21 protein-coding genes are annotated in these 21728 nt (G+C 50.6%); 5 read left to right on the top strand and 16 right to left on the bottom strand.

The window, feature by feature from the left end:
- Positions 1 to 87 precede the first annotated feature (87 nt).
- From CHB92_RS16440 to CHB92_RS16455, 3 genes are all read right to left on the bottom strand, one after another.
- Positions 88 to 573, bottom strand: coding sequence for a GAF domain-containing protein (locus tag CHB92_RS16440; RefSeq protein WP_089320317.1), 486 nt, complete (start codon positions 571 to 573; stop codon positions 88 to 90).
- 332 nt (positions 574 to 905) lie between these two features.
- The gene (locus CHB92_RS16450; RefSeq protein WP_089320319.1) at positions 906 to 1730 is read right to left on the bottom strand and encodes a formate/nitrite transporter family protein; all 825 of its coding nucleotides are present in this window, start codon (positions 1728 to 1730) and stop codon (positions 906 to 908) included.
- Positions 1731 to 1928: 198 nt separating this feature from the next.
- Positions 1929 to 2552 (bottom strand): EF-hand domain-containing protein, encoded by a 624-nt coding sequence (locus CHB92_RS16455; protein ID WP_089320320.1) that lies wholly within the window; start codon positions 2550 to 2552, stop codon positions 1929 to 1931.
- Between the two features lie 703 nt (positions 2553 to 3255).
- Between CHB92_RS16455 and CHB92_RS16460 the strand changes: the two genes are divergently transcribed.
- Positions 3256 to 3963, top strand: coding sequence for a hypothetical protein (locus CHB92_RS16460; RefSeq protein ID WP_089320321.1), 708 nt, complete (start codon positions 3256 to 3258; stop codon positions 3961 to 3963).
- 246 nt (positions 3964 to 4209) lie between these two features.
- Here CHB92_RS16460 and CHB92_RS16465 read toward each other — a convergent pair whose 3' ends face one another.
- The 3 genes from CHB92_RS16465 to CHB92_RS16475 are packed head-to-tail and all read right to left on the bottom strand — an operon-like array spanning position 4210 to position 7945.
- Complete coding sequence (locus CHB92_RS16465; protein WP_089320322.1) at positions 4210 to 6429, bottom strand: xanthine dehydrogenase family protein molybdopterin-binding subunit; 2220 nt, start codon at positions 6427 to 6429, stop codon at positions 4210 to 4212.
- Positions 6426 to 7421: an FAD binding domain-containing protein gene (locus CHB92_RS16470; RefSeq protein WP_089320323.1), complete on the bottom strand. Its 996-nt coding sequence runs from the start codon at positions 7419 to 7421 to the stop codon at positions 6426 to 6428. Before CHB92_RS16470 ends, CHB92_RS16465 begins: the two co-directional genes overlap by 4 nt.
- Positions 7418 to 7945: a (2Fe-2S)-binding protein gene (locus tag CHB92_RS16475; RefSeq protein ID WP_089320324.1), complete on the bottom strand. Its 528-nt coding sequence runs from the start codon at positions 7943 to 7945 to the stop codon at positions 7418 to 7420. The genes CHB92_RS16470 and CHB92_RS16475 overlap by 4 nt, the downstream gene beginning before the upstream one ends.
- A gap of 438 nt (positions 7946 to 8383) precedes the next feature.
- Here CHB92_RS16475 and CHB92_RS16480 point away from each other — a divergent pair, with 438 nt between their 5' ends.
- The 4 genes from CHB92_RS16480 to CHB92_RS16495 all read left to right on the top strand — a co-directional run bounded on the left by CHB92_RS16480 (position 8384) and on the right by CHB92_RS16495 (position 10315).
- Positions 8384 to 8788 (top strand): c-type cytochrome, encoded by a 405-nt coding sequence (locus tag CHB92_RS16480; protein WP_089320325.1) that lies wholly within the window; start codon positions 8384 to 8386, stop codon positions 8786 to 8788.
- An 88-nt stretch (positions 8789 to 8876) separates the two neighbouring features.
- Positions 8877 to 9629, top strand: coding sequence for a sulfite exporter TauE/SafE family protein (locus tag CHB92_RS16485; protein WP_089320326.1), 753 nt, complete (start codon positions 8877 to 8879; stop codon positions 9627 to 9629).
- Between the two features lie 15 nt (positions 9630 to 9644).
- Positions 9645 to 9887 carry a molybdopterin converting factor subunit 1 gene (gene moaD, locus CHB92_RS16490; protein WP_089320327.1) on the top strand — a complete coding sequence of 81 codons (243 nt, stop codon included), beginning with the start codon at positions 9645 to 9647 and terminating at the stop codon, positions 9885 to 9887.
- 11 nt (positions 9888 to 9898) lie between these two features.
- Positions 9899 to 10315, top strand: coding sequence for a molybdenum cofactor biosynthesis protein MoaE (locus CHB92_RS16495; protein ID WP_089320328.1), 417 nt, complete (start codon positions 9899 to 9901; stop codon positions 10313 to 10315).
- 24 nt (positions 10316 to 10339) lie between these two features.
- On the opposite strand, the gene CHB92_RS16500 is transcribed toward CHB92_RS16495, so the two are convergent.
- The 10 genes from CHB92_RS16500 to CHB92_RS16545 all read right to left on the bottom strand — a co-directional run bounded on the left by CHB92_RS16500 (position 10340) and on the right by CHB92_RS16545 (position 21659).
- Entirely contained in the window at positions 10340 to 11506 is a 1167-nt protein-coding gene (locus CHB92_RS16500; RefSeq protein ID WP_245842652.1) for an NTP transferase domain-containing protein, read from the bottom strand.
- A complete protein-coding gene (moaC, locus tag CHB92_RS16505; RefSeq protein WP_089320329.1) occupies positions 11466 to 11942 on the bottom strand; it encodes a cyclic pyranopterin monophosphate synthase MoaC in 477 nt (158 codons plus the stop codon). The genes CHB92_RS16500 and moaC overlap by 41 nt, the downstream gene beginning before the upstream one ends.
- A gap of 33 nt (positions 11943 to 11975) precedes the next feature.
- The gene (locus CHB92_RS16510; RefSeq protein ID WP_089320330.1) at positions 11976 to 13181 is read right to left on the bottom strand and encodes a molybdopterin molybdotransferase MoeA; all 1206 of its coding nucleotides are present in this window, start codon (positions 13179 to 13181) and stop codon (positions 11976 to 11978) included.
- A gap of 78 nt (positions 13182 to 13259) precedes the next feature.
- Entirely contained in the window at positions 13260 to 14249 is a 990-nt protein-coding gene (gene moaA, locus CHB92_RS16515; protein WP_089320331.1) for a GTP 3',8-cyclase MoaA, read from the bottom strand.
- A 206-nt stretch (positions 14250 to 14455) separates the two neighbouring features.
- Positions 14456 to 16600: a xanthine dehydrogenase family protein molybdopterin-binding subunit gene (locus CHB92_RS16520; protein ID WP_089320332.1), complete on the bottom strand. Its 2145-nt coding sequence runs from the start codon at positions 16598 to 16600 to the stop codon at positions 14456 to 14458.
- A 2-nt stretch (positions 16601 to 16602) separates the two neighbouring features.
- Positions 16603 to 17064: a (2Fe-2S)-binding protein gene (locus CHB92_RS16525; RefSeq protein ID WP_089320333.1), complete on the bottom strand. Its 462-nt coding sequence runs from the start codon at positions 17062 to 17064 to the stop codon at positions 16603 to 16605.
- Between the two features lie 89 nt (positions 17065 to 17153).
- On the bottom strand, positions 17154 to 17750 hold the full coding sequence (locus CHB92_RS16530; protein WP_089320334.1) for a nucleotidyltransferase family protein: 597 nt from the start codon (positions 17748 to 17750) through the stop codon (positions 17154 to 17156).
- 404 nt (positions 17751 to 18154) lie between these two features.
- Entirely contained in the window at positions 18155 to 19312 is a 1158-nt protein-coding gene (locus CHB92_RS16535; protein WP_089320335.1) for an XdhC family protein, read from the bottom strand.
- A 206-nt stretch (positions 19313 to 19518) separates the two neighbouring features.
- Complete coding sequence (locus CHB92_RS16540) at positions 19519 to 20661, bottom strand: glycoside hydrolase family 26 protein (protein ID WP_089320336.1); 1143 nt, start codon at positions 20659 to 20661, stop codon at positions 19519 to 19521.
- Positions 20662 to 20816: 155 nt separating this feature from the next.
- Entirely contained in the window at positions 20817 to 21659 is an 843-nt protein-coding gene (locus CHB92_RS16545; protein WP_089320337.1) for an MBL fold metallo-hydrolase, read from the bottom strand.
- Positions 21660 to 21728: the final 69 nt, after the last annotated feature.

Here is a 21728-nt window from a genome sequence, read left to right on the forward strand (position 1 = left end):
TTTTCTATGTCAGAATATGGATTCAATGGCAGGCATTCTTATGGCTGAAGCAGACGAAGCAAGGTTAGCTTTCAGCAAAAGCCTCCTTTAGGCATAGGTCGCACGTATACGGCGGCTCATCTCCTCCCCGATCTGCATCAGGTCCTTGGTCTCTTCTTCTGTAAAGTCATAGGGAACAGGCTTTGCAATTCCCAGCACACCATATAGCTCTCCTTCCAACAACAAAGGAACGGCAATAGAACCCTCTACCCTGGTCTCCTTGGCAGCTGGCCGTGCCACCCCTGACTCATCTGTTTGCAGGTTACACATCTCCACCGGCTCCCGACGCTCTGCGGCAATACCGGCCATGCCCTTCCCGATCGGGATCGCGCTCATCTTGGGCAGCAGGAACGGCGGAATGCCCTGGTGTGCCTGCAGCATCAGCAGGTTTGTTTTCTTGTCCAGCACATGAATGGTTCCGGTAGAACAGTCAAAAGCGGAGATAATGGCAGGCAGTAATTGTTGCCAGTCAATAGGAGTTTGACTGTTCTTAAGGGCCGAGTAAATGAAGGTAGAAGAGGATGGGGACAACATGGCTAATATATTTTAATGAAGTTACAACGTCAAATATCTTTGTATAGAACTAATGTTATTAACGAATATAGCATAAACAAGGATATGAAGCTATAGCGGATGTAGGGAAATTATAAGCATGAAAAGCAATTTCTTCTTTAAAGCAAACGCTTGTTTATCCCGGAAGTGAGACAGAAATTTTTTAAACCTGTGTCGGAATAAAGTTTCTTCTACTCCTAATGCAAAACTGCTGTCATGACGTAGGGCCTCCTGCTCAAAAAGAAAAGCACATAACTGTTTTAAAGGCAAAGGCATGCCCCCTACTTGTATTGTAGCCTTGTTGTAAAAGCCTTTTATACTTCCTGAGTGTGTTTCCCGGAAATTGTCTGCGCGTGGTTTAGTGCTGCTACGAGGGTTACCCCCCCTAAAATATTTCCAAGTAAAGCCGGAACGAAGTAATTGGTCAGTATGCTTAGCCAGGAAGCCTGCCCCATGGCTGCTAATGTAAAGATTTCTACAGAGCCAGCTATCACATGGCTGAAATGCCCGATCCCGACCAGGTAGGTCACAAGGATAATGACCCAAATGCGGCTGGTCTCTGCGAAAGGCAGCAGCCATACCATCAGCGCTATGAGCCAACCGGCGAAAATACCCCGCAGCATGGTGGTTACGAAGCCGGGTTTCATGGCCATGTGTCCAATTTCGGCAAAAGCATTTAGTACATGCCGGTCAAACGTTTGGGTATGGGCTACGGCCAGCGACATAAGCAGCGCTCCCAAAAGATTGGCAATCAGCACTACAGTCCACAAACGAAGTACATTACCGAATGTGGCTACTTTCATCCGGTGAAGGAGGGGTAAAATGGGGGTGAGTGTGTTTTCTGTAAAAAGCTGCTGTCGGCCGAGTATCACAATCAGGAACCCCGCACTGTAACCGAAATTAGATACCAACGGTCGCCACTTTTCGTCAGGTAAATAAGCTAGCAATAAACCTTCAGCAATCATAGAAAAGCCCATGGCCAGGCCGGCAGCAAGCCCCGACCAGAACAAAGCGGAGGAGGGACGGCTTAACTCCTCCTCTCCTTCTTGTAGGATCGCCTTATGAATGATTTTCGCAGAAGGTGAGCTTAACTTCTTTGCCTGCTGGTCTACTGCAATTTCCTTTTCTTTTTCTATCATAGCTACTCTATACTGCCTGAGCCCGCTTCTTTGTTGTGTTAACTCTTAAGGCCGTACGCCTTGCCCCTGCAATTCCAAGCGTCCTTTTTTTCCTAAAGTAGTTCTGCAAACACCAGCTCTCCCCTGCAAGCAGCAGTATGCGCATAAAAAAGGAGCACCTTGCTGGTGCTCCTTTTTTATGCGCATACTGCCTTAGTCTTATAAACCAAAGTAGGTATTGTAGGCGCCAAACTCGTTCGTATCGAGCACACCGTCTCTGTTCTCGTCCCACATTCCAAACATACCAGTGCCGTACTCGTTCTCGTCCAGCATGCTGTCCCGGTTCATATCCCAAGTTGAAAAGAAGTCGTTCTCGCCTATGTTCACGCTAAACTCATTCTCATCCAGCATACCATCCGCGTTCGTATCCCAGTCAGACCAGGTCTCGTTCTCCAGGCCCCAGTCGTTTGCGGCGGTATTCCACTCGTTCTCATCCAGCATGTTGTCCTCGTTGGTGTCCCAGGTGTCATACAAGCTGCTGTTGAACTCATTTTCATCCAGCATGTTGTCATCATTCTCATCCCAGCCACCATAGTAACCCGTAGAAGCGAATGTGGCATTGAACTCGTTATTGTCCCAGGTATCAGCGCCAACATCTGCTGTGGCAGCATTAATATCGTCCAGCACCTCGTCTTCGGTAGTCACAGCTTCGGTTTCTCCGTAAGCTTCATTACCTGTTACGGTATCAGCTGTTTCTCCGGCACAGGCAACCGTACCCGCTAACAGAAACAGGAAAAATCCATTCTTAACCCCTTTCAGGATGTTTATTTTGTTCGTTTTCATAGTTTGTTCTCACTTAAATTAGTTAGACATACATTCATTAATATACTGAATAACAGCTCAATGTGTTATAGTACGTAAAAACCAGGAGCTTTGTACACAAGGCACAAAAGCAACAGTACATTGCCCCTGTCGCCCATTATTCCTACCTCCCTGGCCTTTTATCAGCACAATCCAATGCTTTGTTCCATTTACCTTCCGTCTCTACACCTGCTTATCAGGTTTAGGGACACACGCTCCTTCCTTTACCAGGTCTAAGTTGGATTATTTTAAAACAACAAGTTAAAAGAAGACTTGCCTAAGCTCTCCTTGTAAAACGAGAACTCGCTCTTACCTAAAGGACATATCTTTGTTTGAACGCTATTTTTAAAGTGTGTCGCCATTGATGCAAAGACAGCATTCCAAGAAGAAAGCGCGTTAGGAGGCCATCTAAAATTGTATTGTTTTAAGCCGGTTCTTCGTACTTGCGACTATCACTTCAGATTTTCCCTTAGAAAAACAAGGCCCTCACAAGGAATAAACCTAGCTGTACTGGTATTTGCAGTGCCTGCCGCCGCTCTTACTGTAGCAAGCCGTACAAGACTGTATGCTCTGAAGCAACGCTGCCCTGGTACCAGGGCATCTTTGCCCCATCCACCTACTACCCCTTGACCCGGGGACACCCTACAGATAGTATTAACTACTTTTTAACCAAAACTAAGTACCTATGAAAAACAACTTATTACAAAAGATGAAGCTTAATGTGCGTAGAAGCGCGAAGTTTTTTGCTGCAGCGTTCCTGATAACTTTTATGGCAAGCTGCGAGCATGTGCCGGGCCTGGAGGACGTGATAAAGGACAGAGACAAGGACAAAAAAGTAAAAACCTATGTTACTGATTTGCATCCGCTCAACAACTCCGGTGTGATGGGCACAGCTACCTTCATGTACAGAGAAGGAGGCGACTTTAAAGCCAAAGTGAAAGCGGAGGGTCTTGTGCCGGGCATGCCGCACCCGCAGCATATTCACGGCTTTGTGATGGAGAACATGGCCGACCAGGACGCTGTCTGCCCGCCTGAAAGCGCTGCCGGAAGTGACGGGCTGATCACCCTGCCGGACGGCCTCCCTTTCTACGGCCCTGTGCTCATCCCGCTCGATGACCGGTTAGTGCCGCTTGCAGTCAACGACTTCCCGGTTGCAAACCCGGCCGGCATCATTACTTACCTGGAAACAGTAGGCCTGGGCATGTTGGTCTCAGCCTTTGACGCGGCAATGCCCGGAAGCCAGTCTGCGAAAGACCTGAACCTGGAAAAACGCGTGGTAGTGCTGCACGGCGCTTATGTAAAAGACAACATGATCGTACCGGCAGGCACAGAGGGAGCCGAGTATGTGGCGACATTGCCAGTGGCTTGTGGCGAGATCAGAGAAGTACGATAAGCAAAACTATTAACACTACCCTCTGAGGTAGTACTTCTCAAAGCGCCGCTTGCTCATAAAAGAGCAAGCGGCGCTTCTTGTTTACCTGAGCGAGCACCACCCCTACTATTTACTGTTCTTCTCTTTATTTCTAAGGCAACCCTAGGCGGAATTAACAGGAACTGAAAGCAAAAGGCCTCTTGCGCATTAAACGCTTGTGCAAGAGGCCTTTTATACAAGAACTAACTCCGAAACGCTTCCAAGCGTTTACAACAGCTTGTCCAGTTTAATGGGCAAATGTCGGATACGCTTGCCTGTGGCGTGGAAAACGGCGTTCACGATGGCGGGTGCGATACTTACAATACCGATCTCCCCCAAGCCCTTCGCTCCTAAGGCATTGACGATGGTATCCTGCTCTTCCACAAAAATTACGTCAATGTCATGCACATCAGCATTCACGGGCACATGGTACTTCTCCAGGTCGTGGTTCATGAAGCGGCCGTAGTTGTTATCCATCACCGATTCCTCCTCCAAGGCCACGCCAATGCCCCAGACAGCGGCCCCCATGATCTGGCTTTTCGCGGTCTTGGGGTTGATAATGCGTCCGCCGGCAATGGCCGTTACAATACGGGACACCTGGATAGCGCCGAGGTCTTCATCCACTTTCACTTCCACAAAAGCGACCGAATGCGCAAACCGGGCAAACTTTTTCTGCTCTTCAGAAGGCTTGCTGGAAACTTCTTCTTCCAACTGCTCCCTTTGCCCCAGTTGCATGATTTCTTTGAATGAAACGGCTTTGGCCGTATCGCTTTTTAAGTGCAAGCGGCCATCGGTAAAGGTAACATCTTTCAGCTCTGCATCTTTTAGAGGAGAGTTTGCCTGTTGTTGGGCTAGCCGAAGCAGCTTTTCACCGATCTTCTCACATACTTTCTTCACTGCCGAGCCTACGGTAGACACCGTTTTGGAACCTCCCTCTAAAGGAGCAAAGGGCAGCGACGTGTCTCCCAGCTTAAAGGTCACATCCTCTAAGGGCAGCCCCAGTGTTTCCGCAGCAATCTGCGTCATCACGGTATAAGTCCCCGTTCCGATGTCGGCCGTGGCACTGCTTATGGTTAGCTTCCCATCAGTCGTTAAAACAGCTTTAGCGCTGGCTTTCGCTTGCTGGGCTTCCCAGGCACCATGGGCTACTCCCCAGCCTACCAGCTGATGGCCATTCCGCATCGAACGCGGCTCCTTGCTTCGCTGCTCCCATCCAAACTTTTCGGCTCCCTGTATATAACATGCACGTAGTTCTTTACTGGAAAAAGGCAGGTCGTTGTTTTGGTCTTTGTCGGTGTAGTTCTTGAGGCGAAACACCAGCGGGTCCATGCCCAACTTGTAGGCGAGTTCATCCACAGCACTCTCCAGAGCAAAAATACCGGTGGTACCTCCCGGAGCCCGCATGTCCAGGGGTGTGTACTCATCCAGCGCCACGAGTTTGTGGCTAAACTTCATATTGTCGCACTTGTAGAGCAGCCCGGGCCAGATCACCACATCTTCGCTGTAGTCTTCGAAGGTGGATGTCTCCGCAAAAACATCCTGTATCAAGGCTTCCAGCTTGCCATCTTTAGAAGCTCCGAGTGCAAAACGTTGCGTGGTTCTCGGCCGGTGGCCGAAAGAAAACATCTGTGGCCTCGTCAGCATCACCCGCACCGGTCGCTTTAGCTCCAAGGCAGCCAGTACGGCTAAAAAAGATTGGTATTGGGGCCGCAAGCCCGAACCGAAAGCCCCTCCTACAAAGGGCGACAGGACATGCACCTTCTCTTTGGGCAGTCCGAAAGAACTCGTAATGTACTGCAGGGTATTTTCTACGCCCTGTATTTTATCATACACGGTTAGTTTTCCATTCTCTTCCCATACCGCTACAGTGGCATGCATTTCCATGGGGTTGTGGTGCTCCGTCGGGTGCGCGTACTCTACCTCCACTTTCACATCCGCTTTGGCTAACGCCTCCTCCGGGTTGCCCCATGGCTTGGGAGGGGTGGTTGAATTATACTTCTCCGGCACATAAGCCTCTCCCCTGTTTGCTTCAAAGTCTGTTTCGTGTGCTTCCTCCTCGTAAGCCACTTCCACCAAGGTTGCGGCATAACGCGCCAGTTCCAGGGTCTCGGCTACTACGAGGGCGACTGGTTGCATGTTAAAAAGTATGTTCCCATTATACAGCGGGCGGAATGGCGAGCCAGGCGGGGCATCCATGTCCTTAAAGTCTTTGTCGTAGCAGGCATAGTCCTTCCGGTTCTCGTGCGTGATCACTTTAAAGACACCCTCCACCGCCATTGCCTTACTTGTGTCAATCTTCTTTATTTTCCCTTTCGCAATCGCACTGTTCACCACTACCCCATGCGCCAGGTCCGGAACATGAAACTCTGCGGCATATTTGGCTTCGCCAGTTACCTTGGCACGGCCGTCTACCCGGTTGGTTGGTTTCCCTATCTGATTCGTGCTCATGATTTTCCCTCCATTTCTGTGGCTAGCAGTAGTGCCCGTACAATTGCCCGCTTTGCCAGTTCAATTTTAAAGTCATTATCCCCGTAGCCTTTTGCCCCCTGCAGGTAGGCTGCTGCCACTTTCCCGAAGTTCTCTTTGCTGGCTTGCTGCCCCTGCAGCATCGCTTCTGCTTCGGGTAGGCGCCATGGCTTTTGGGCTACGCCCCCTAAGGCAACCCGTGCTTCTTTGATCGTGTCCCCATCTAACTCCAATCCCGCAGCTACCGATACCAGGGCAAAAGCATAGGAGGCCCTATCGCGTACTTTTACATAGGCATAATGGTCGGCAAATCCCTTTGCAGGTAAGTCAATGGAGGTGATCAGTTCATTTTCCTGCAGGTTCGTATCGATGTGGGGTGTGTCGCCAGGCAAGCGGTGAAAGTCGCCCATTGGTATGACGCGGTCTCCGTCCGGACCTGTGACGTTCACTTTCGCTTCCAGTGCTGCCAAGGCCACTGCCATGTCGGAGGGGTAAGTGGCGATGCAGTATTCGCTGGTGCCTAAGATGGCCAGGTTACGGTTATAGCCCTTGATGGCTGAGCAGCCTGTCCCGGGTTCCCGTTTGTTACAGGCCGTCTGGGTGTCGTAAAAGTAGTCGCAGCGCGTGCGCTGCAGCAGGTTACCGCCATCAGTCGCCTTGTTGCGCAACTGGGCCGAAGCCCCTGCCAGAATTGCATGCGACAGCAAGGGGTAGCGCTGCTCTACCAGCGGGTGATAGGCCGTATCCGCGTTGGTTACGAGGGCACCAAGGCGTAGCCCCCCTGCTTGGTTCTCCTCTATGGCCTTCATCCCCAAGTGCGTGATATCTACCAGGTGCGCTGGCTGCATCACGTTCATCTTCATCAGGTCAAGCAGATTTGTGCCTCCTGCAATAAACTTCGCCCCTTTGCTCGCTGCAATTTCCTTTACTGCTGCACGCTCTTCGTTGGCTCTGGAATAGGTAAATGGTTTCATTGTGCCTTGCTCCTTTCCAGTTCTTCCTGAACTACTTTTACAATGTTGTTGTAAGCACCGCAGCGGCAGATATTGCCGCTCATCAGATCCCGGATATCATCCAGCGTCCTGGCTTTGCCTTCGCTGACTAAGCCTACTACCGAGCAGATCTGGCCGGGTGTGCAGTAACCACACTGGAAGGCATCGTGGACAATAAAGCCTTGTTGCACCGGGTGCAGTTCTCCGTCTTTGGCTAAGCCCTCTATCGTTGTGATCTCAGCCCCATCGTGCATCACTGCCAGCGTGAGGCAGGAATTGATGCGCTTGCCATCGAGCAGGATAGTACAGGCCCCGCACTGCCCGTGGTTGCAGCCCACCTTTGTGCCCGTTAAGTGTAGCTGCTCTCGCAGCATGTCGAGCAAGGATACCCAAGGCTCCAGCTCCAATTGCCGCTCTGTCCCATTTATGGTTAAGGTAACGGTCTGCTTCGGAGGCAGTGCACGGGGTTGTGCTGCTTCTTTCTCTTTTTCAAGCTTGTCTTTCATGATATGCTAGGTTGATGTTTCCCTGGATGTGTTGCAGTTAAAGAACCTATAAGGGTAAGTTGCTCCGCTAAGCGGGGTGCTACTGTTTTCTTCCGATAGTAGCCCCTGCTTTACTTTTGTAGTAGCCTGCCCCTCGGAATTAGCTTAAGCGTACGCAGGCTTAGGAGTTTATGTTAGTGGCAGACCAAATAGAAAAGCACGACCTCTTCCCTCTCCTTGCGTAACAGTAGGCTCGTGTTTTGGGAGTAACCGAGCGGCGGCAGACATTTGCAAAGCTTTTTTAGCTTGCTTCAAGGCCTATTAGTTCAGCTGCAGCTTGTAAACAATAGTTATTTGTGATTACTTTAAAGGTGCCAAACCCAGGGGGTACAGCCGCATCAATCGGTTTAGAAGAGGCTACAGCTTATACAATATTTAGGACCACTTAATTATCAGAATATGTTAAAAGGCGTTTTACTTGCTGTTTTTATTACGTCAGGTTATCTGTTCGCTTCACAGGGAGACAGCAAACTGCAGGAAAGTATCAAACGGGGAGAAGCGGTTTACACCGCCAACTGCCAGGCCTGCCATCAGGCCGAAGGTACTGGCATACCAGGTGCTTTCCCTCCACTGGCGAAGTCTGACTTTCTGAAAGACCAGAAGAAAGTGATTGGCGTTGTGGTGCACGGCCTCAGCGGGGAGATCAAGGTAAACGGGGAGACCTATAACATGCAGATGCCTGCCCAGTCGCACCTCACAGACCAGCAGGTAGCGGACGTGCTGAACTATGTACAGAACAACTGGGGGAACAAAGCAACGGCGGCGGTAACCCCTGCCCAGGTAGCAGCAATCAGAAAGAAATAGGCCGGAAAAGTTCTCTATGTCCTGCTTTCACAAAAGTCGAAGGCCGTAGGACATAGAGGGCCTTAATTGCATAACAGCCAAGTTTACCATGCCGCACCTGGAGCTCATGCTTTTCTTTCTTGTCATTGCCTTTGTGTATGCATCGGTAGGCTTTGGCGGGGGCTCCAGCTATCTGGCCATCCTGGCCCTGTACGGCTTGCCTTTCAAAGAGATCCGCCTGATCGCCTTGCTGTGTAACATTGTGGTGGTAACAGGAGGCACAATTCTCTTTGTCCGTAACAAGCAGGTAAACTGGCGAAAGATTCTTCCGCTGGCGCTCTTAAGCGTCCCGATGGCCTTTGTAGGAGCCATGCTCCGGATAGAACAGCAAACCTTCTTCATCCTGTTAGGCTGTAGTTTGCTGGTAGCGGCCGTCTTGCTTTGGTTTAGAACAAGACCAAAGGACCCGGAAGGCACGGTTTCTGCCAAGGTAAGCTTTGCACAGGACAGTGTACTAGGCGGTAGCATTGGCTTTTTATCGGGGATGATCGGTATCGGAGGAGGCATCTTTCTTTCTCCGCTACTAAACCTGATCGGCTGGGACACGCCCAAGAAGATCGCGGCCACAGCCAGCGTTTTTATTCTGGTAAACTCCATCTCCGGAATCGCTGGTCAGTTAACGCAACTGCCTCCTTCGATCAATTACCAGTTGATCGGTATGCTGTTGCTCGCTGTGTTTGTGGGAGGCCAGCTGGGTTCGCGCATGGCGATCATGAAGTTTAACCCGGTCATGATCCGGCGGATGACGGCTGTGTTAATCTTTGTAGCGGGCGTAGAGGTGTTGTACAAGCATTTGGTTTGATTTAACGGTGTGAAGATGAAGGTAAAAGTATTAGCATTTGGAATTGCAAGAGACATCGTAGGGGGTTCTTCTGCGGAAATAGAGGTGACCGACGAGGCTAATGTGGACGATCTGAAAGAGGTTCTTGTAGCACAGTATCCCCGCCTGAAGCAGCTTACCTCCTTTATGGTGGCCGTAAACAACGAGTATGCGCATGGAGAGGATATATTACAGCAGCATGATGAGGTAGCAATCATTCCACCTGTTAGTGGTGGATAAAAGAAACAGCTATGATTGACCTGAACGTAACGGAGGAACCTTTAGACATATCGTCCTGCATTGATTGGGTGATGACACCAGAAAGCGGCGGCATAGATGTGTTTATCGGTACTGTGCGAAATGCCACCAAAGGAAAACAGGTGTTACGCCTGGAGTTTGAAGCCTATCAGCAAATGGCTTTAAGCGAGATGCGAAAAATTGCCGAACAGGCCATGGATAAATGGCCCGTACATAAGCTAGCGATCCACCACCGCACGGGTACTTTGCAGGTAGGTGAGGTACCTGTGGTGATCGCTGTGTCTGCTGCCCACCGTGCCGCTGCCTTCGAAGCCTGCCGTTATACGATCGATACCTTAAAGCAAACGGTTCCTATCTGGAAAAAGGAGTTCTTTGAAGATGGCGAGGTATGGGTTGCCGCGCATCCTTAGCCTCCTACATTCAGGAAAAATCCTTTACAGCATCTTCCCTACTCTCTCCAACTCATCCGGCGTATTCACATTCATCAAGGCATCCGGATGAAGAGGCTGCAATAACGCGATATCCGTATTCCGTAGCACTTTTCGGGGGCAGGTGTAGCCTTGGGCTAGAAAAGACAGCAAGACCGGGTAGCTCTTCGGTTCCCAGATAGTGATCAAGGGCTCAGGAAAACCGTCATGCGGACTGGCATAAGTCGTAGCAAGGGCTGAACTGTTTCTGTTTTGGATTAAATGCTGTAGGGTGGCTTTGTCCAGCAAAGGCAGGTCACAGGCGACCACGAGCCAGGCAGCATCCGGCTGCTCCCGAAAGGCGGACAGGATGGCGCCATAGGGGCCTAAGCCTGTAAAGGTATCCGGCAGAGCAGTATAGGCACTCGCTATGTCAGACTGCTGCTCAGGACGGCAGGAGATAAAGGTCTCCGTGCAAAGCCCGGCAAGTAAATCGGCCATGTAATAGCGCTGCTCTTTTCCATGCCAGGCAATGGCTCCTTTGTCCTGCCCCATCCGTACACTCTTTCCTCCGGCTAACACCAGCCCATTCAGTTTGGGTTTAGCCTCCTGTAACTGCTGTTTCCAGAAAGCGATGATCTTGTCTGTCTCCTGCAAGCGGTACAAGGGGATGCTTTGCCAGTCAGGCAGCGCCTCTTTCACAAAGTCAAACACCTCCTCCGTGTCATTTGCTAGTAAAAGCAACTGCACATTTGTTAGCTGTGTTACTCGCTTCTGCAGGGAGGTCTTTTTAGCAGTATCGATGACCACTACCTGTGCCTTTGCTTCCCGGTGGTTCCCGTTCACCAGCACCACATCCATTTCAGAGAAAAACTGCCGGTATTGAAAAGCATCGAAGGGCTTATGGTAGTCCAACTGGTGGTAATTGATTTGGTCTGTGTATGCTGCTACAGCACCGGAGGACAGCCGTCCGGGTAAAGCCTCCTCCCCATCTCCATGCAGTGCATCTACATAAGCACATTTATAGGCAGGCGACAAGGCTTTTATCAGGGTATCTGCCAGGCTTTTAATCGCTCCACAAGGGGTACCTACGATAGCCCACTCCTGACTTCCAAAATTACCGTAAGCCGGTCTTTTTATGATACTATGCTTCTTATGCTCTTTTAAAGTCACGCTTCCCTCCTGTTTTTTCAATCAGCTTTGTTTCCTTGATCACAATGTCGTGGCTCAGGGCTTTGCACATGTCATACACCGTCAAAGCGGCGACAGATGCGCCCACCAAGGCTTCCATTTCGATGCCTGTTTTCGCTGTAATGCTTGCCGTGCAGTCAATAACAAGTTCCTGCTGCTCATTCAGGCGAATGGTTACCTGGCAGTTGTCCATGCCAATGGGGTGGCACAGTGGGATAAGCTCCCCTGTCTTTTTTGCCGCCATAATCCCGGAAATGATGGCGGTTTGAAATACGGAGCCTTTTTTTGTTTGGATATCGTCCTCCGTAAACTTCGCCAGCACTTCGGGGGGCAGGGCTACGATGCTTCTGGCTGTGGCGGTACGGCGCGTTGCCTGCTTCGCCCCCACATCCACCATGGAAGCGTTTCCCTGATCATCTAAATGTGAAAATCCACTCATGCCTTTATTATCTTTAATATGCTTCTCCGTCCCTTAATACAATGGCTTAAAGGGCCACACCCGGTATACCTCCCCTGCTTTAAACTCCTGCTGATTCGCCGGAAGCTCCAGAAAAGCATCTGCTGCCACTAAATTAGCGAAATCCCCGGAACCGTTCCCTTCCAGCGGAGTAGCCAGAAGTTGCCCTCTGTCATTTACGGACAGGGCCACCTGCAAAAAGTACTGCAGGGGCGCCATAAAGGTCGTATCAGCATGCAGCACAGCATGTAGTTGGGGCTTATCACCTACACCCAGTGAAGCCTCCAGCCAGGGAACAAAATAGCGATGCAAACACATAAAGGTAGAGACGGGATTACCTGGCAAGGCAAACACTAGTGCACCCTCAGGATGTATACCAAACCAGAATGGCTTGCCAGGCTTCTGCTGTACCTTGTGGAATAGCTTTTCTACGCCTAGCCCTTCCAGGGCCCGCGGCACATAATCGAACTTGCCCATCGACACCCCACCACTGAGGAGAAGCGCGTCGTAGCGCTGCAGGCATTCTTTTAGCTGCGCCTGGGTTGCCTCCATATTATCTGGCAGGTGCAGAAGATCTGCCTGCACACTGTACTTTTGCAGAGCAGCTTTCACCGTGTAACTGTTGGAGCGCCTGATCTGGAAGGGCAAAGGTGTTGTGCCTACCTCCACGAGTTCGTCACCTGTCGAGATAACAGCTACCTTCGGCAGTTTCTTTACGGGTAATACTGTTGCCCCCACAGATGCCGCCATACTGATGAGGGCGGGAGTTACTAACTGGTTCGCCTGGGCTACGACGTCCCCCTGCTGCTTATCTTTCCCCTGCCGGTGTATGTTCTGCCCTTTTTTTACCTGTTCTACCAGCACGGTAGCGGTTCCCTCCCCTATCGAAAGATCCTCGTAACGTATCACCGTATCGGTAGAAGGCGGAAGGACTGCACCTGTCATAATCTCGATGCACTCTTCTTCGGTTTGTATGTCAACCGGTGCCTCTCCGGCCGCCTGCGTTGCCCGGATCTGGAAAGTATGAAGACCTTTTTCAAAGGCATGATAGCTGATCGCTACCCCATCCATGGCGACCCTGTTATAGGGGGGCAGATCCCGGTCGGCTTTCAGGTCTTCGGCCAGTACCCTTCCTAAAGCCTGTTCAAAGGGGACACTTTCTTTGCCAAAATCCCTGACTTGTGCCTGAATGACCGCTTCCGCGTCTTCAACTGAAATCATGTTGTGGTGGTGCTTTTATGGTAGATGCGGTAGCATATACGAAGGTGATGATCATACATTGCAGCGGCGTGTGTAGGATTAACCGCCGATGGTCGCCATAGAGGCATTGAGCCGGGACTGTACGGACTGCTTCTTCTCTGCCTCCCAGCCGTCTTTCTCTTTCTCCCAGACAGCCTTGGCCACAGCTGCTCCTAAGCCTTCTTCATCGAGTCCTGACCGCATCAAGTCCCGCACATTCAGCACGCTGTCCCCGTACAGGCAGGTTTGGAGTGCGCCCTGCGGCGTCAGCCTGATCCGGTTGCAGGTGCCACAGAAAGAGCGCGTATAAGCCGCAATAACGCCTACATTTCCTTTATGCCCCGGTATCTGGTAATTGTAAGAAGTTGAGAAAGGAGGATCTGGCACTTTTTTAATCTCCGGGAACTTCTCCCTGATCGCATCCAGGATGCGGAAGTGATCCCAGGTAAGGTTGGCATAATGGTTCCCCTCCCCGTTGAAGGGCATTTCTTCGATAAAACGCACACTTATGGGTAAGTCCCTGGTGAGTTCTACCAGCGGCAGGATATCCTCCGTGTTTTTCCCCTCCATCACAACCGCATTCAGCTTTACCGCTATGCCATGCTGCAGTAAGGCTTCCATTGTCTCGAGTACGCGGGGTAGTTCATCCCGGCGGGTAATGGCAAAGAAACGGTTTCTATCTAAGGTGTCAAGGCTCAGGTTGATGCTGCGTACGCCAATCTTTTTTAGCGCTGGCACAAAGGGTGCTGTCAGTACCCCATTGGTGGTCATGGTTAACTCCTGCAGGCCCTGGAGCTTTGACAGGCTGGTTAAAAAGGACATAAAGTCTTTGCGGACGAAAGGCTCCCCACCGGTGATACGTATTTTCTCGACTCCCATCTTTAGCAGCACAGCACTAATGTGCAGCATCTCCTCATAGGTCATCAGTTCTTTTCTACCCAGCCAGTTGATTCCTTCTTCAGGCATACAATAAAAGCAGCGCAGGTTACACCTGTCCGTAACGGCCAGCCGCAAGTAGTTTACCTTTCTTCCGTGTTTATCTAACAGCATATCTTGTTCCCGCCAAAGTGGGTGTTTCGCTTTGAAGCGACCTGCTTCTTGTATCCCACTTAACTATTCTTCTGACACTATGGTTTAATCTAGCACCTTTTTGACTTGTTTGCAACAGTACCGGGAGGTGCAAATGAAAACATGCCGCTGGTATACAGCAAACCCGTATACCAGCGGCATGTGCTTGTACAAGCCTTGCTTCCTATTTAAGCACTCTTAAACTCGGCCTGCTGCATGAAAGGCTGGTTACGCAAGCGCTTTCCTGTCGCTTTATAAATTGCGTTGGCCACGGCACCACCGGTTGGTGGAAGCGCTGGCTCACCCAGGCCTGTCGGGTCAATTCCGTTATTTACGAAATGCACGTCAATCTCAGGCACCTCTTTCATTCGGATCAGGCGGTACGTACTAAAGTTGTTTTGCTCCGGTGCACCGTCTTTAAACGTAAGGTTGCTGTACATGGCATGGCCTAAGCCATCTACAACGCCTCCCTTTACCTGCTGGTTTGCACCGCTTAAGTTGATCACCTGCCCACAATCGGCAGCCGCATAGATTTTCTTCACCACAGGTGCTCCGTTTTTCAGCTCTACTTCGCCTACCTGCGCTACATACGACCGGTGCGAGAAGTACACGCTGAAGCCTTGTGCCACCCCCTTTTTCTTGCCCCAGCCTGATTTCTCCGCTGCCAGCTCTATCACCCCTTTCATGCGGTCGATGTCGTACTTGATCTCGCCTACCGGTGCTTTCTTCGCTTTCTCTAACAGGGCAAGACGGAACTGCACAGGATCTTTTCCTGCCGCCTCCGCCACCTCATCCAGAAAGGCTTGTTCGGCAAAGGCCAGGAAGTTGGTGATAGGCGCGCGCCAAGGACCGGTGGTAATAGGTGACTGATGCTCTACGGAGTCAATCAACAGGTTATCGACAGCGCCGGACGGGAAATTGTCTTCGCGCGTCGGGTTACCGGAATTGATGCCTACCCCTCGCAGCTTGTAACCTATCATGTTTCCTTTCGCGTCCAGGGCGGCCTCGAAACGGTAGCGTACTGCCGGACGGTAGGTACCTCCCGTCATATCGTCCTCACGCGTCCAGATCACTTTCACCGGTGCTTTGATAATGCTGGATAGCTCTGCCGCCTCCAGCACGTAATCTGCTGCGAGCCTGCGACCAAAGCCACCTCCGAGTCGCGTCAGCTCTACTGTAACTTTCTCCGGAGAGATGTTCAATAGTTTGGCTACCTCTCCACGAGCTCTTTCCGGCGTCTGTGTCGGGCCCACTAGTTCCACCCCATCCGGACGCACGTGCGCAAAGAAGTTCATTGGTTCCATGGGGGCATGAGACAGGAAGGGACACTGGTACTCTCCTTTCACCACCTTTGCCGCATTTTTAAAGGCTGTGTCCACGTCACCATCCTTACGGCGCACAGTTGCCTCCTTACTATCTAACAGTTCCTTGAACAGACGATCATGGTCTGCGCTGCTCTCCAGCGCACCTTCTTTTTCGTAAGCTATTTTCAGGGCTTTGCGGGCCTTATTCACCTGCCAGGTAGACTTACCCACTACCGCTACGTTGTTCTTGAACGTTACAACATCCACAATACCCGGCATTGCCTTCGCCGCTGCAGCATCTACAGATTTTAGCTTCATGCCGAAGGCTGTGGGGCGCTGTATCATGGCGAACAACATGCCGTCTCTGTAAAAGTCGATGCCATACAAAGGCTTGCCTGTCACCATCTCGTGGTTATCCACGTTTCGGACGGCCTTGCCAATCAGCTTAAAGTCTTTCGGCTCCTTCAGCTTTACCTCTGCCGGCACAGGCATCTTGGCAGCCTCTGTCACCAGTTCCCCGTAACTTAGCTTACGGCCACTTGCCTTATGGATGACCATGCTGTTTTCGGTGCTAAGCGAACTGGCCGGTACTTTCCAGCGTTTGGCGGCCGCTTCTATCAGCATTTGCCGCGCCGTGGCTCCTGCCTTACGCAGTCGCTCCCAGGAATGCGGCACAGCACCACTACCACCCGTTACCTGCCGCTCAAACTTGTTCGTATCCAGCGGCGCCTGTATCACCTTTACCTTTGTCCAGTCCGCATCCAACTCCTCGGCCACAATCATCGGGAAAGAGGTTTTGATGTTCTGGCCCAGCTCCGGGTTTGGAGAGAAGATGGTGATCAGACCGTCCGGCGAAAGGGCCAGGTAGCTGTTAAAATCTATTTTGCCGGCGGCCAGGGCTGTGTCACTTACAACTTCCAGCGCCGAAGCTACTGAGCTGGTCCAGCTAAAGCCAAGGAAAAGGCCTCCCCCCGCTGTCGCGGCCAGCTTCATAAAATTACGTCTGCTTGGTTTTGATAGAGATGACATGGCTATTTCAGTTTAGTGGCGGCTAAGGCAACAGCTTCACGAATGCGATGGTAAGTACCGCAACGGCAGATGTTACCGTTCATGGCATTTTCAATTTCTTCCGTGTTCGGATTTGGATTCTTCTGGAGTAAGGCCGTAGCCGTCATGATCTGGCCTGCCTGGCAATAACCACACTGCGGCACATCCACTTCATCCCAGGCAAGCTGTACGGGATGATCTCCTTTTTCAGAAAGACCTTCGATCGTTGTGATCTTGGATTCCCCCACGGCCGACACCGGATACACACAGGAGCGGATGGCATTTCCGTTCACGTGTACCGTGCAGGCGCCACACTGCGCAATGCCGCAGCCATACTTGGTCCCGACTAAGCCCAGGTTATCGCGCAGCACCCACAGTAAAGGGGTATCTGCTTCTACGTCGGCCTCGTAGCTCCGACCGTTGATTTGCAGTTTATAGATGGCCATAGATGAAGTAATTTAAATTTAAAACCAAGTTAAAAAAATAATTATAATTCTTACCTGTAATTTTACAAAACCCACAAAAAAACAAGGCTTTAACTCCCTGGTACTGATCGCAATAAGGAGGTATAATCTTCTTTCGTATCAATATCTACCGCACCTGCGGGAAAGCCAACTGAGGCTACATCTTCCTTATGCCTGAACAAAACTTTCTTTGCGCCTTCCTGCCCTTGCAGGGCCAGTAACTCAGGAAAATATGTTTTGTCAAATAAAGCAGGGGTACCTACCGTCTCCTGGTACGCAGAAGCAACTATCTTTTTGCTACGCTCCTGTTTTACCTGAATCAGGCTGTTTAGTAGCGATGCCTCCACGTAGGGCTGGTCACAAACCATAAACACGACACCAGAGGCTTCAGGCATCAGTTCCAGCAACTTGCTAAGGCCACAGCGAATGGAGGAGGCCATTCCTTCCTCCCAGGCTGGATTCAGCGCCACTTTTACAGGCAAGCCTTCTAACTGGGGCAACAGTTTTGGAGAGTTAGCGCCCAACACCACAACGACAGGTTGACAAGCAGAAGTTAAGGCTGCCTGCATGGCACGCTGCAGGAGCGTTTCCCCCTGGTATGCCAAGGCCTGCTTCGGCTCCCCTAAGCGGGTGGAGGCACCTGCTGCCAATAACACAAGTCCAGTCATGGTTTCCAATTTTAAGTTTGAATTGCAGGCCTTGGCCTGAAAAAGGCTCTAAGCACAAATAACAGAAAAGCTTTTTAAGCAAACTCATTCTAAGAACCCACTCCAATCCCCCTCGGGGAGGGAAATAACTTATTGCCTGTTTTCCCGGCGGCAACGGAACTTCCCAGGAGAAAAACGCTGCCTTTTTTGCCCTAACGGAGCGACTTGTGAGTGTTTCTGAACATGCCGCTCCGCTGGAGCTCAAATATTATTCTTATATCAAGCTAAAACATGTCGTCCCGCTGGGACAATAGCTAAACAGTTGCTCACAGCTAAAGCCCACTTCACTCTTCTTTTCTAGAAAAGACCTAAAGGAAGTGGCAAGGGTAAATACAAACTAAAAAGCTCTTATAAAAGATTCATGCTTACTTAAGCGTCACCTGCTTAATTTCTGCCTGCTCCCGGGAATGAATAACACCTACTTTATCGCGCAGAAAAGTGCCTGCTCTTTTAGATAGGATGGCTTTTATCTCTGCCAGGATGGCCAGCGCAATCTCTTCTGAGGTCTCTGCGCCAATATCCAGCCCCACCGGTCCGTAAAGGTTCTTTAAAACTTCCTCATTTAGTTGCAGGCCCTCTTCCTCCAACTCATCCAGCAAGCGCTCCAGTTTCTTTTTGGGCCCTAACACCCCGACATAGGATAGCTGGAGCGGTAGTAGCTGGCGCAGCATAGCCAATTCATAATTGTAATTATGGGTCATCAGCACCAGCACCGTTTGCTCATCCAGTTCCAATTGAGGCAATACTTGCTCTGGCTTAGCCACCAATACGCGCTGGACAGCCGGAAATCTTGCCGCAGTAGCATAGTTTGCACGCCCGTCTACTACGGTTATTTGCCAGCCTAAGATAGCCGCCATTTCTGTGAGAGGAACAGCATCGTTCCCTGCTCCAAAAACAACAAGGGAAACAGCAGGTTTTAGGATCTCTACAAAACCAGTTAAAGCAGTTTGTGGTGTTGCATAAGTTTTGGTAACTGAGGTACGGGTCTGTAGTACTTGCTGAACGTCTGCAACTAACGCCTTTTGCAAATGCTCATCCGAATGTTCCCCCACTAACTTCCCCGCTTCCGACATAAACAAACAGGTACCAGGTTGCTCTTTCGCCTGGTAGTCCAGCGAAAACAGCGTGACAAGTACTGCATGCTGGCGGCGGCTAAGGAAGGCCTGCAGAAAAGAAAGGGGATTACTTGGGCTTTCAGGATTAATAGGCTCAATCAAAATCTGAATGATGCCATTGCAACCCAGCCCTACGCCCAACTTGGCATCATCCTCATCGGAGGTATCATAGGTCACGAACATGGCCTTCTGCTGCATCATCGCTAAACGGGCTTTCCGGAGGGCGTCCCCTTCCAGGCAACCGCCACTGATGGCACCCGTTAGCTGACCATCCTCGGTCACTAACATACGGGCACCTGGTCTCCGGTAAGAAGAACCCTGTACATGCACCACGGTTGCCAAGGCAGTTTGCTTGCCTTCCCTTTGCGCTGCATCAAAAGCCCGTACAATATCCTGTATCTCTTTCATGGCAGGAATACTTGGTAATGAGTAATGGAGAAAACTTTCAGACGAAGTTACAATATACGGAATATTGAACCTGCTTGCTGCTTTAAACCGCTCCCTTCATTATTTGTTCCATCTATTCAGGGATAAAAAACGAAAAGCCACTGCTCTTTTCGCAGTGGCTTTTCGTTTCTGTGGTATGGTTAAGCAGGCTGTAAGACTCCTTTCGTTTAAAAGATCCCCAGGAACTTCTTTTTCTTGTAAATCTTCTTCAGGTCTTTCTCAAACAAGGTGTAAGGATCCCGATAGAACTTCATAAAGTTAGGCACGCTTACCTGGCCCGGAAAAGGGGCATAATAATGTGTGGGACTACGCGTGTCGTTACGCCACACCAACACATAAGCCAGGTCCACGTCTTCCTTTTTCATCGCCTGCAAGAGCGTATTTGTCCACCAGGTCGTGTCCGGGATAGACTCCAGGCCTGTTTCGGTGAAAGCAGCCAGCTTGCCTGCTTTGCGGGCGTAGTCCGATACGATCTTCAGTTTCATAGCTGCTGTGTCCACCGCATAGCGGTCGCGTCCGAAGTCCCCATAGTTGTCCATGCCCACCATGTCTACCCATTCATCCCCCGGGTAACGCTCCAGAAACTCCTCTTCTGTGCTGAATCTGTTGTCTGGCGAAAAAGCATAGATGAAGTTGTGCACGTTCAGGCTGTCGCGCAGGTAGGAAACCGTGAAGCGCCAGAGAGAGATAAACTCTTCCCGGCTGGCATGCGGCTTCCCCCACCAGAACCAACCACCGTCGAACTCGTGGAAAGGCCGGAAGATGACAGGAGCCAAATTGCCGTCTGCTCCTTTTAGACTATGTGCCCAGTCGCCTATCTCATTCAGAATTACTTTGTACTGTTCATGCGCCTCTCCCCCCGGTATAATATACTTTACAGCAGGCAGCGACAGGGTATCTACCCAGTAAAAGCCTCCTCTGGACACAGGATTGGAGAAATGCCAGGCAGCTGTTGTTACGCCACCCCGGTTATAGGTATCGATAACATTCTGCCGAAGCGCCTCCTTTGCTTTCGCGATGGCCTCCGGCGATCTTCCTGAGAAGCCACTGAAATCTACCCCGATTACGGCAGGATGAGAGCCCGTTACTGACTTTACATCAGAGCGGTCTGCTTCCCCATACCAGCCATGCCCATACTCTGTTGCATGTTGATGCCCGAAAAGGGTGTGCTTTTTCGATAGCTTCCCCAGGTTCTCGTAGAGGGCTTTCGTCTCTTTGGTGGCATGTGCATCAATAGGCTCCCCCTTCTGTGCGTTTACAGAAAAAGCAAACAAAGCCAGCACCACTGACAGCAAGAAGGTCTTCTTCATAAGGGTTTGTTCTGTTGTAAGGTCAAATTATAAGCAAGCAAGATAACAGCACCTGTCCGGCTTTGCAAACAGACGCTCTCCTTAAGCTTAGCCTACTATCCTGTACCTGGATGGGATCGGCTTTAAAACGAATACCTATACCTGCTGTTATATCCCTACACCAATTCGTCGAACAAGCCCAACTGCACCTGCCCGAAGTCCGGCGCCAGCTTTCTGGCAGGTGTTCCTGCTGAATAGATAATCTTGAAGACAGGCGTTTCCTCGAAGCGCGAGGCCACAATTACTTCTGTATCTCCTGCGTTGGCCTCGAAAAGCGCTTTTACCAGGTCAGGATCATTATTATCTTTCGATAAGTGTGAAAGCAGCACATGGCTCATAAAGGAGGGCTTGTACGCCATAAACAATTCCAGGGCCTGCTTATTGGCTAAGTGTCCTCTTCCCCCACGGATGCGGTTCTTCAGGTAGTAAGGGTACCTCCCCTGCTCCAGCAGGTCCTCATCATAATTAGCTTCCAGAAAAGCAGCATGGCACTCGGCGAAGTGGTACTTCAGGTGCTCGCAAACCACTCCGATATCGGTAAAGACACCCACTTTAATGCCTTTGTACTCCACCACAAAGCTGTGCGGGTCGGAGGCATCATGGTATTTCGGGAAAGCGGTAACAGAAAGCTTGCCGACCTGTACCGGGTCGTAAGCCAGAAAAGGCCTTAAAACAAGTCCCCCCAGGTCAAATCGCGTGCGCTGTTCAGTACCGGGTGTTATGTAAACAGGCAACTGGTATTTTCTGGCCAGCACCGCTAAGCCCCGCACATGGTCCGTGTGCTCGTGCGATATGAAAATCGCCTTTACTTTATTCATAGAAAGCCCCAGCCGCTTCATGCGTTTCTCTGTCTCACGGCAGGAGATGCCCGCATCCACGAGCACAGCCTCCTTTTCATTTCCTATGTAATAGCAGTTGCCATTACTCCCTGAGTTTAAAGAGGTAATGGCTAACTGCATAGACCTTGTGTATTTACAATCATTAGAATTTATAAGGAGTTAAAACAACTCCTCGAACTTTAAAGCTTA

Origin of the sequence: Pontibacter ummariensis, from assembly GCF_900188175.1 — a bacterium.
GTDB lineage: Bacteria > Bacteroidota > Bacteroidia > Cytophagales > Hymenobacteraceae > Pontibacter > Pontibacter ummariensis.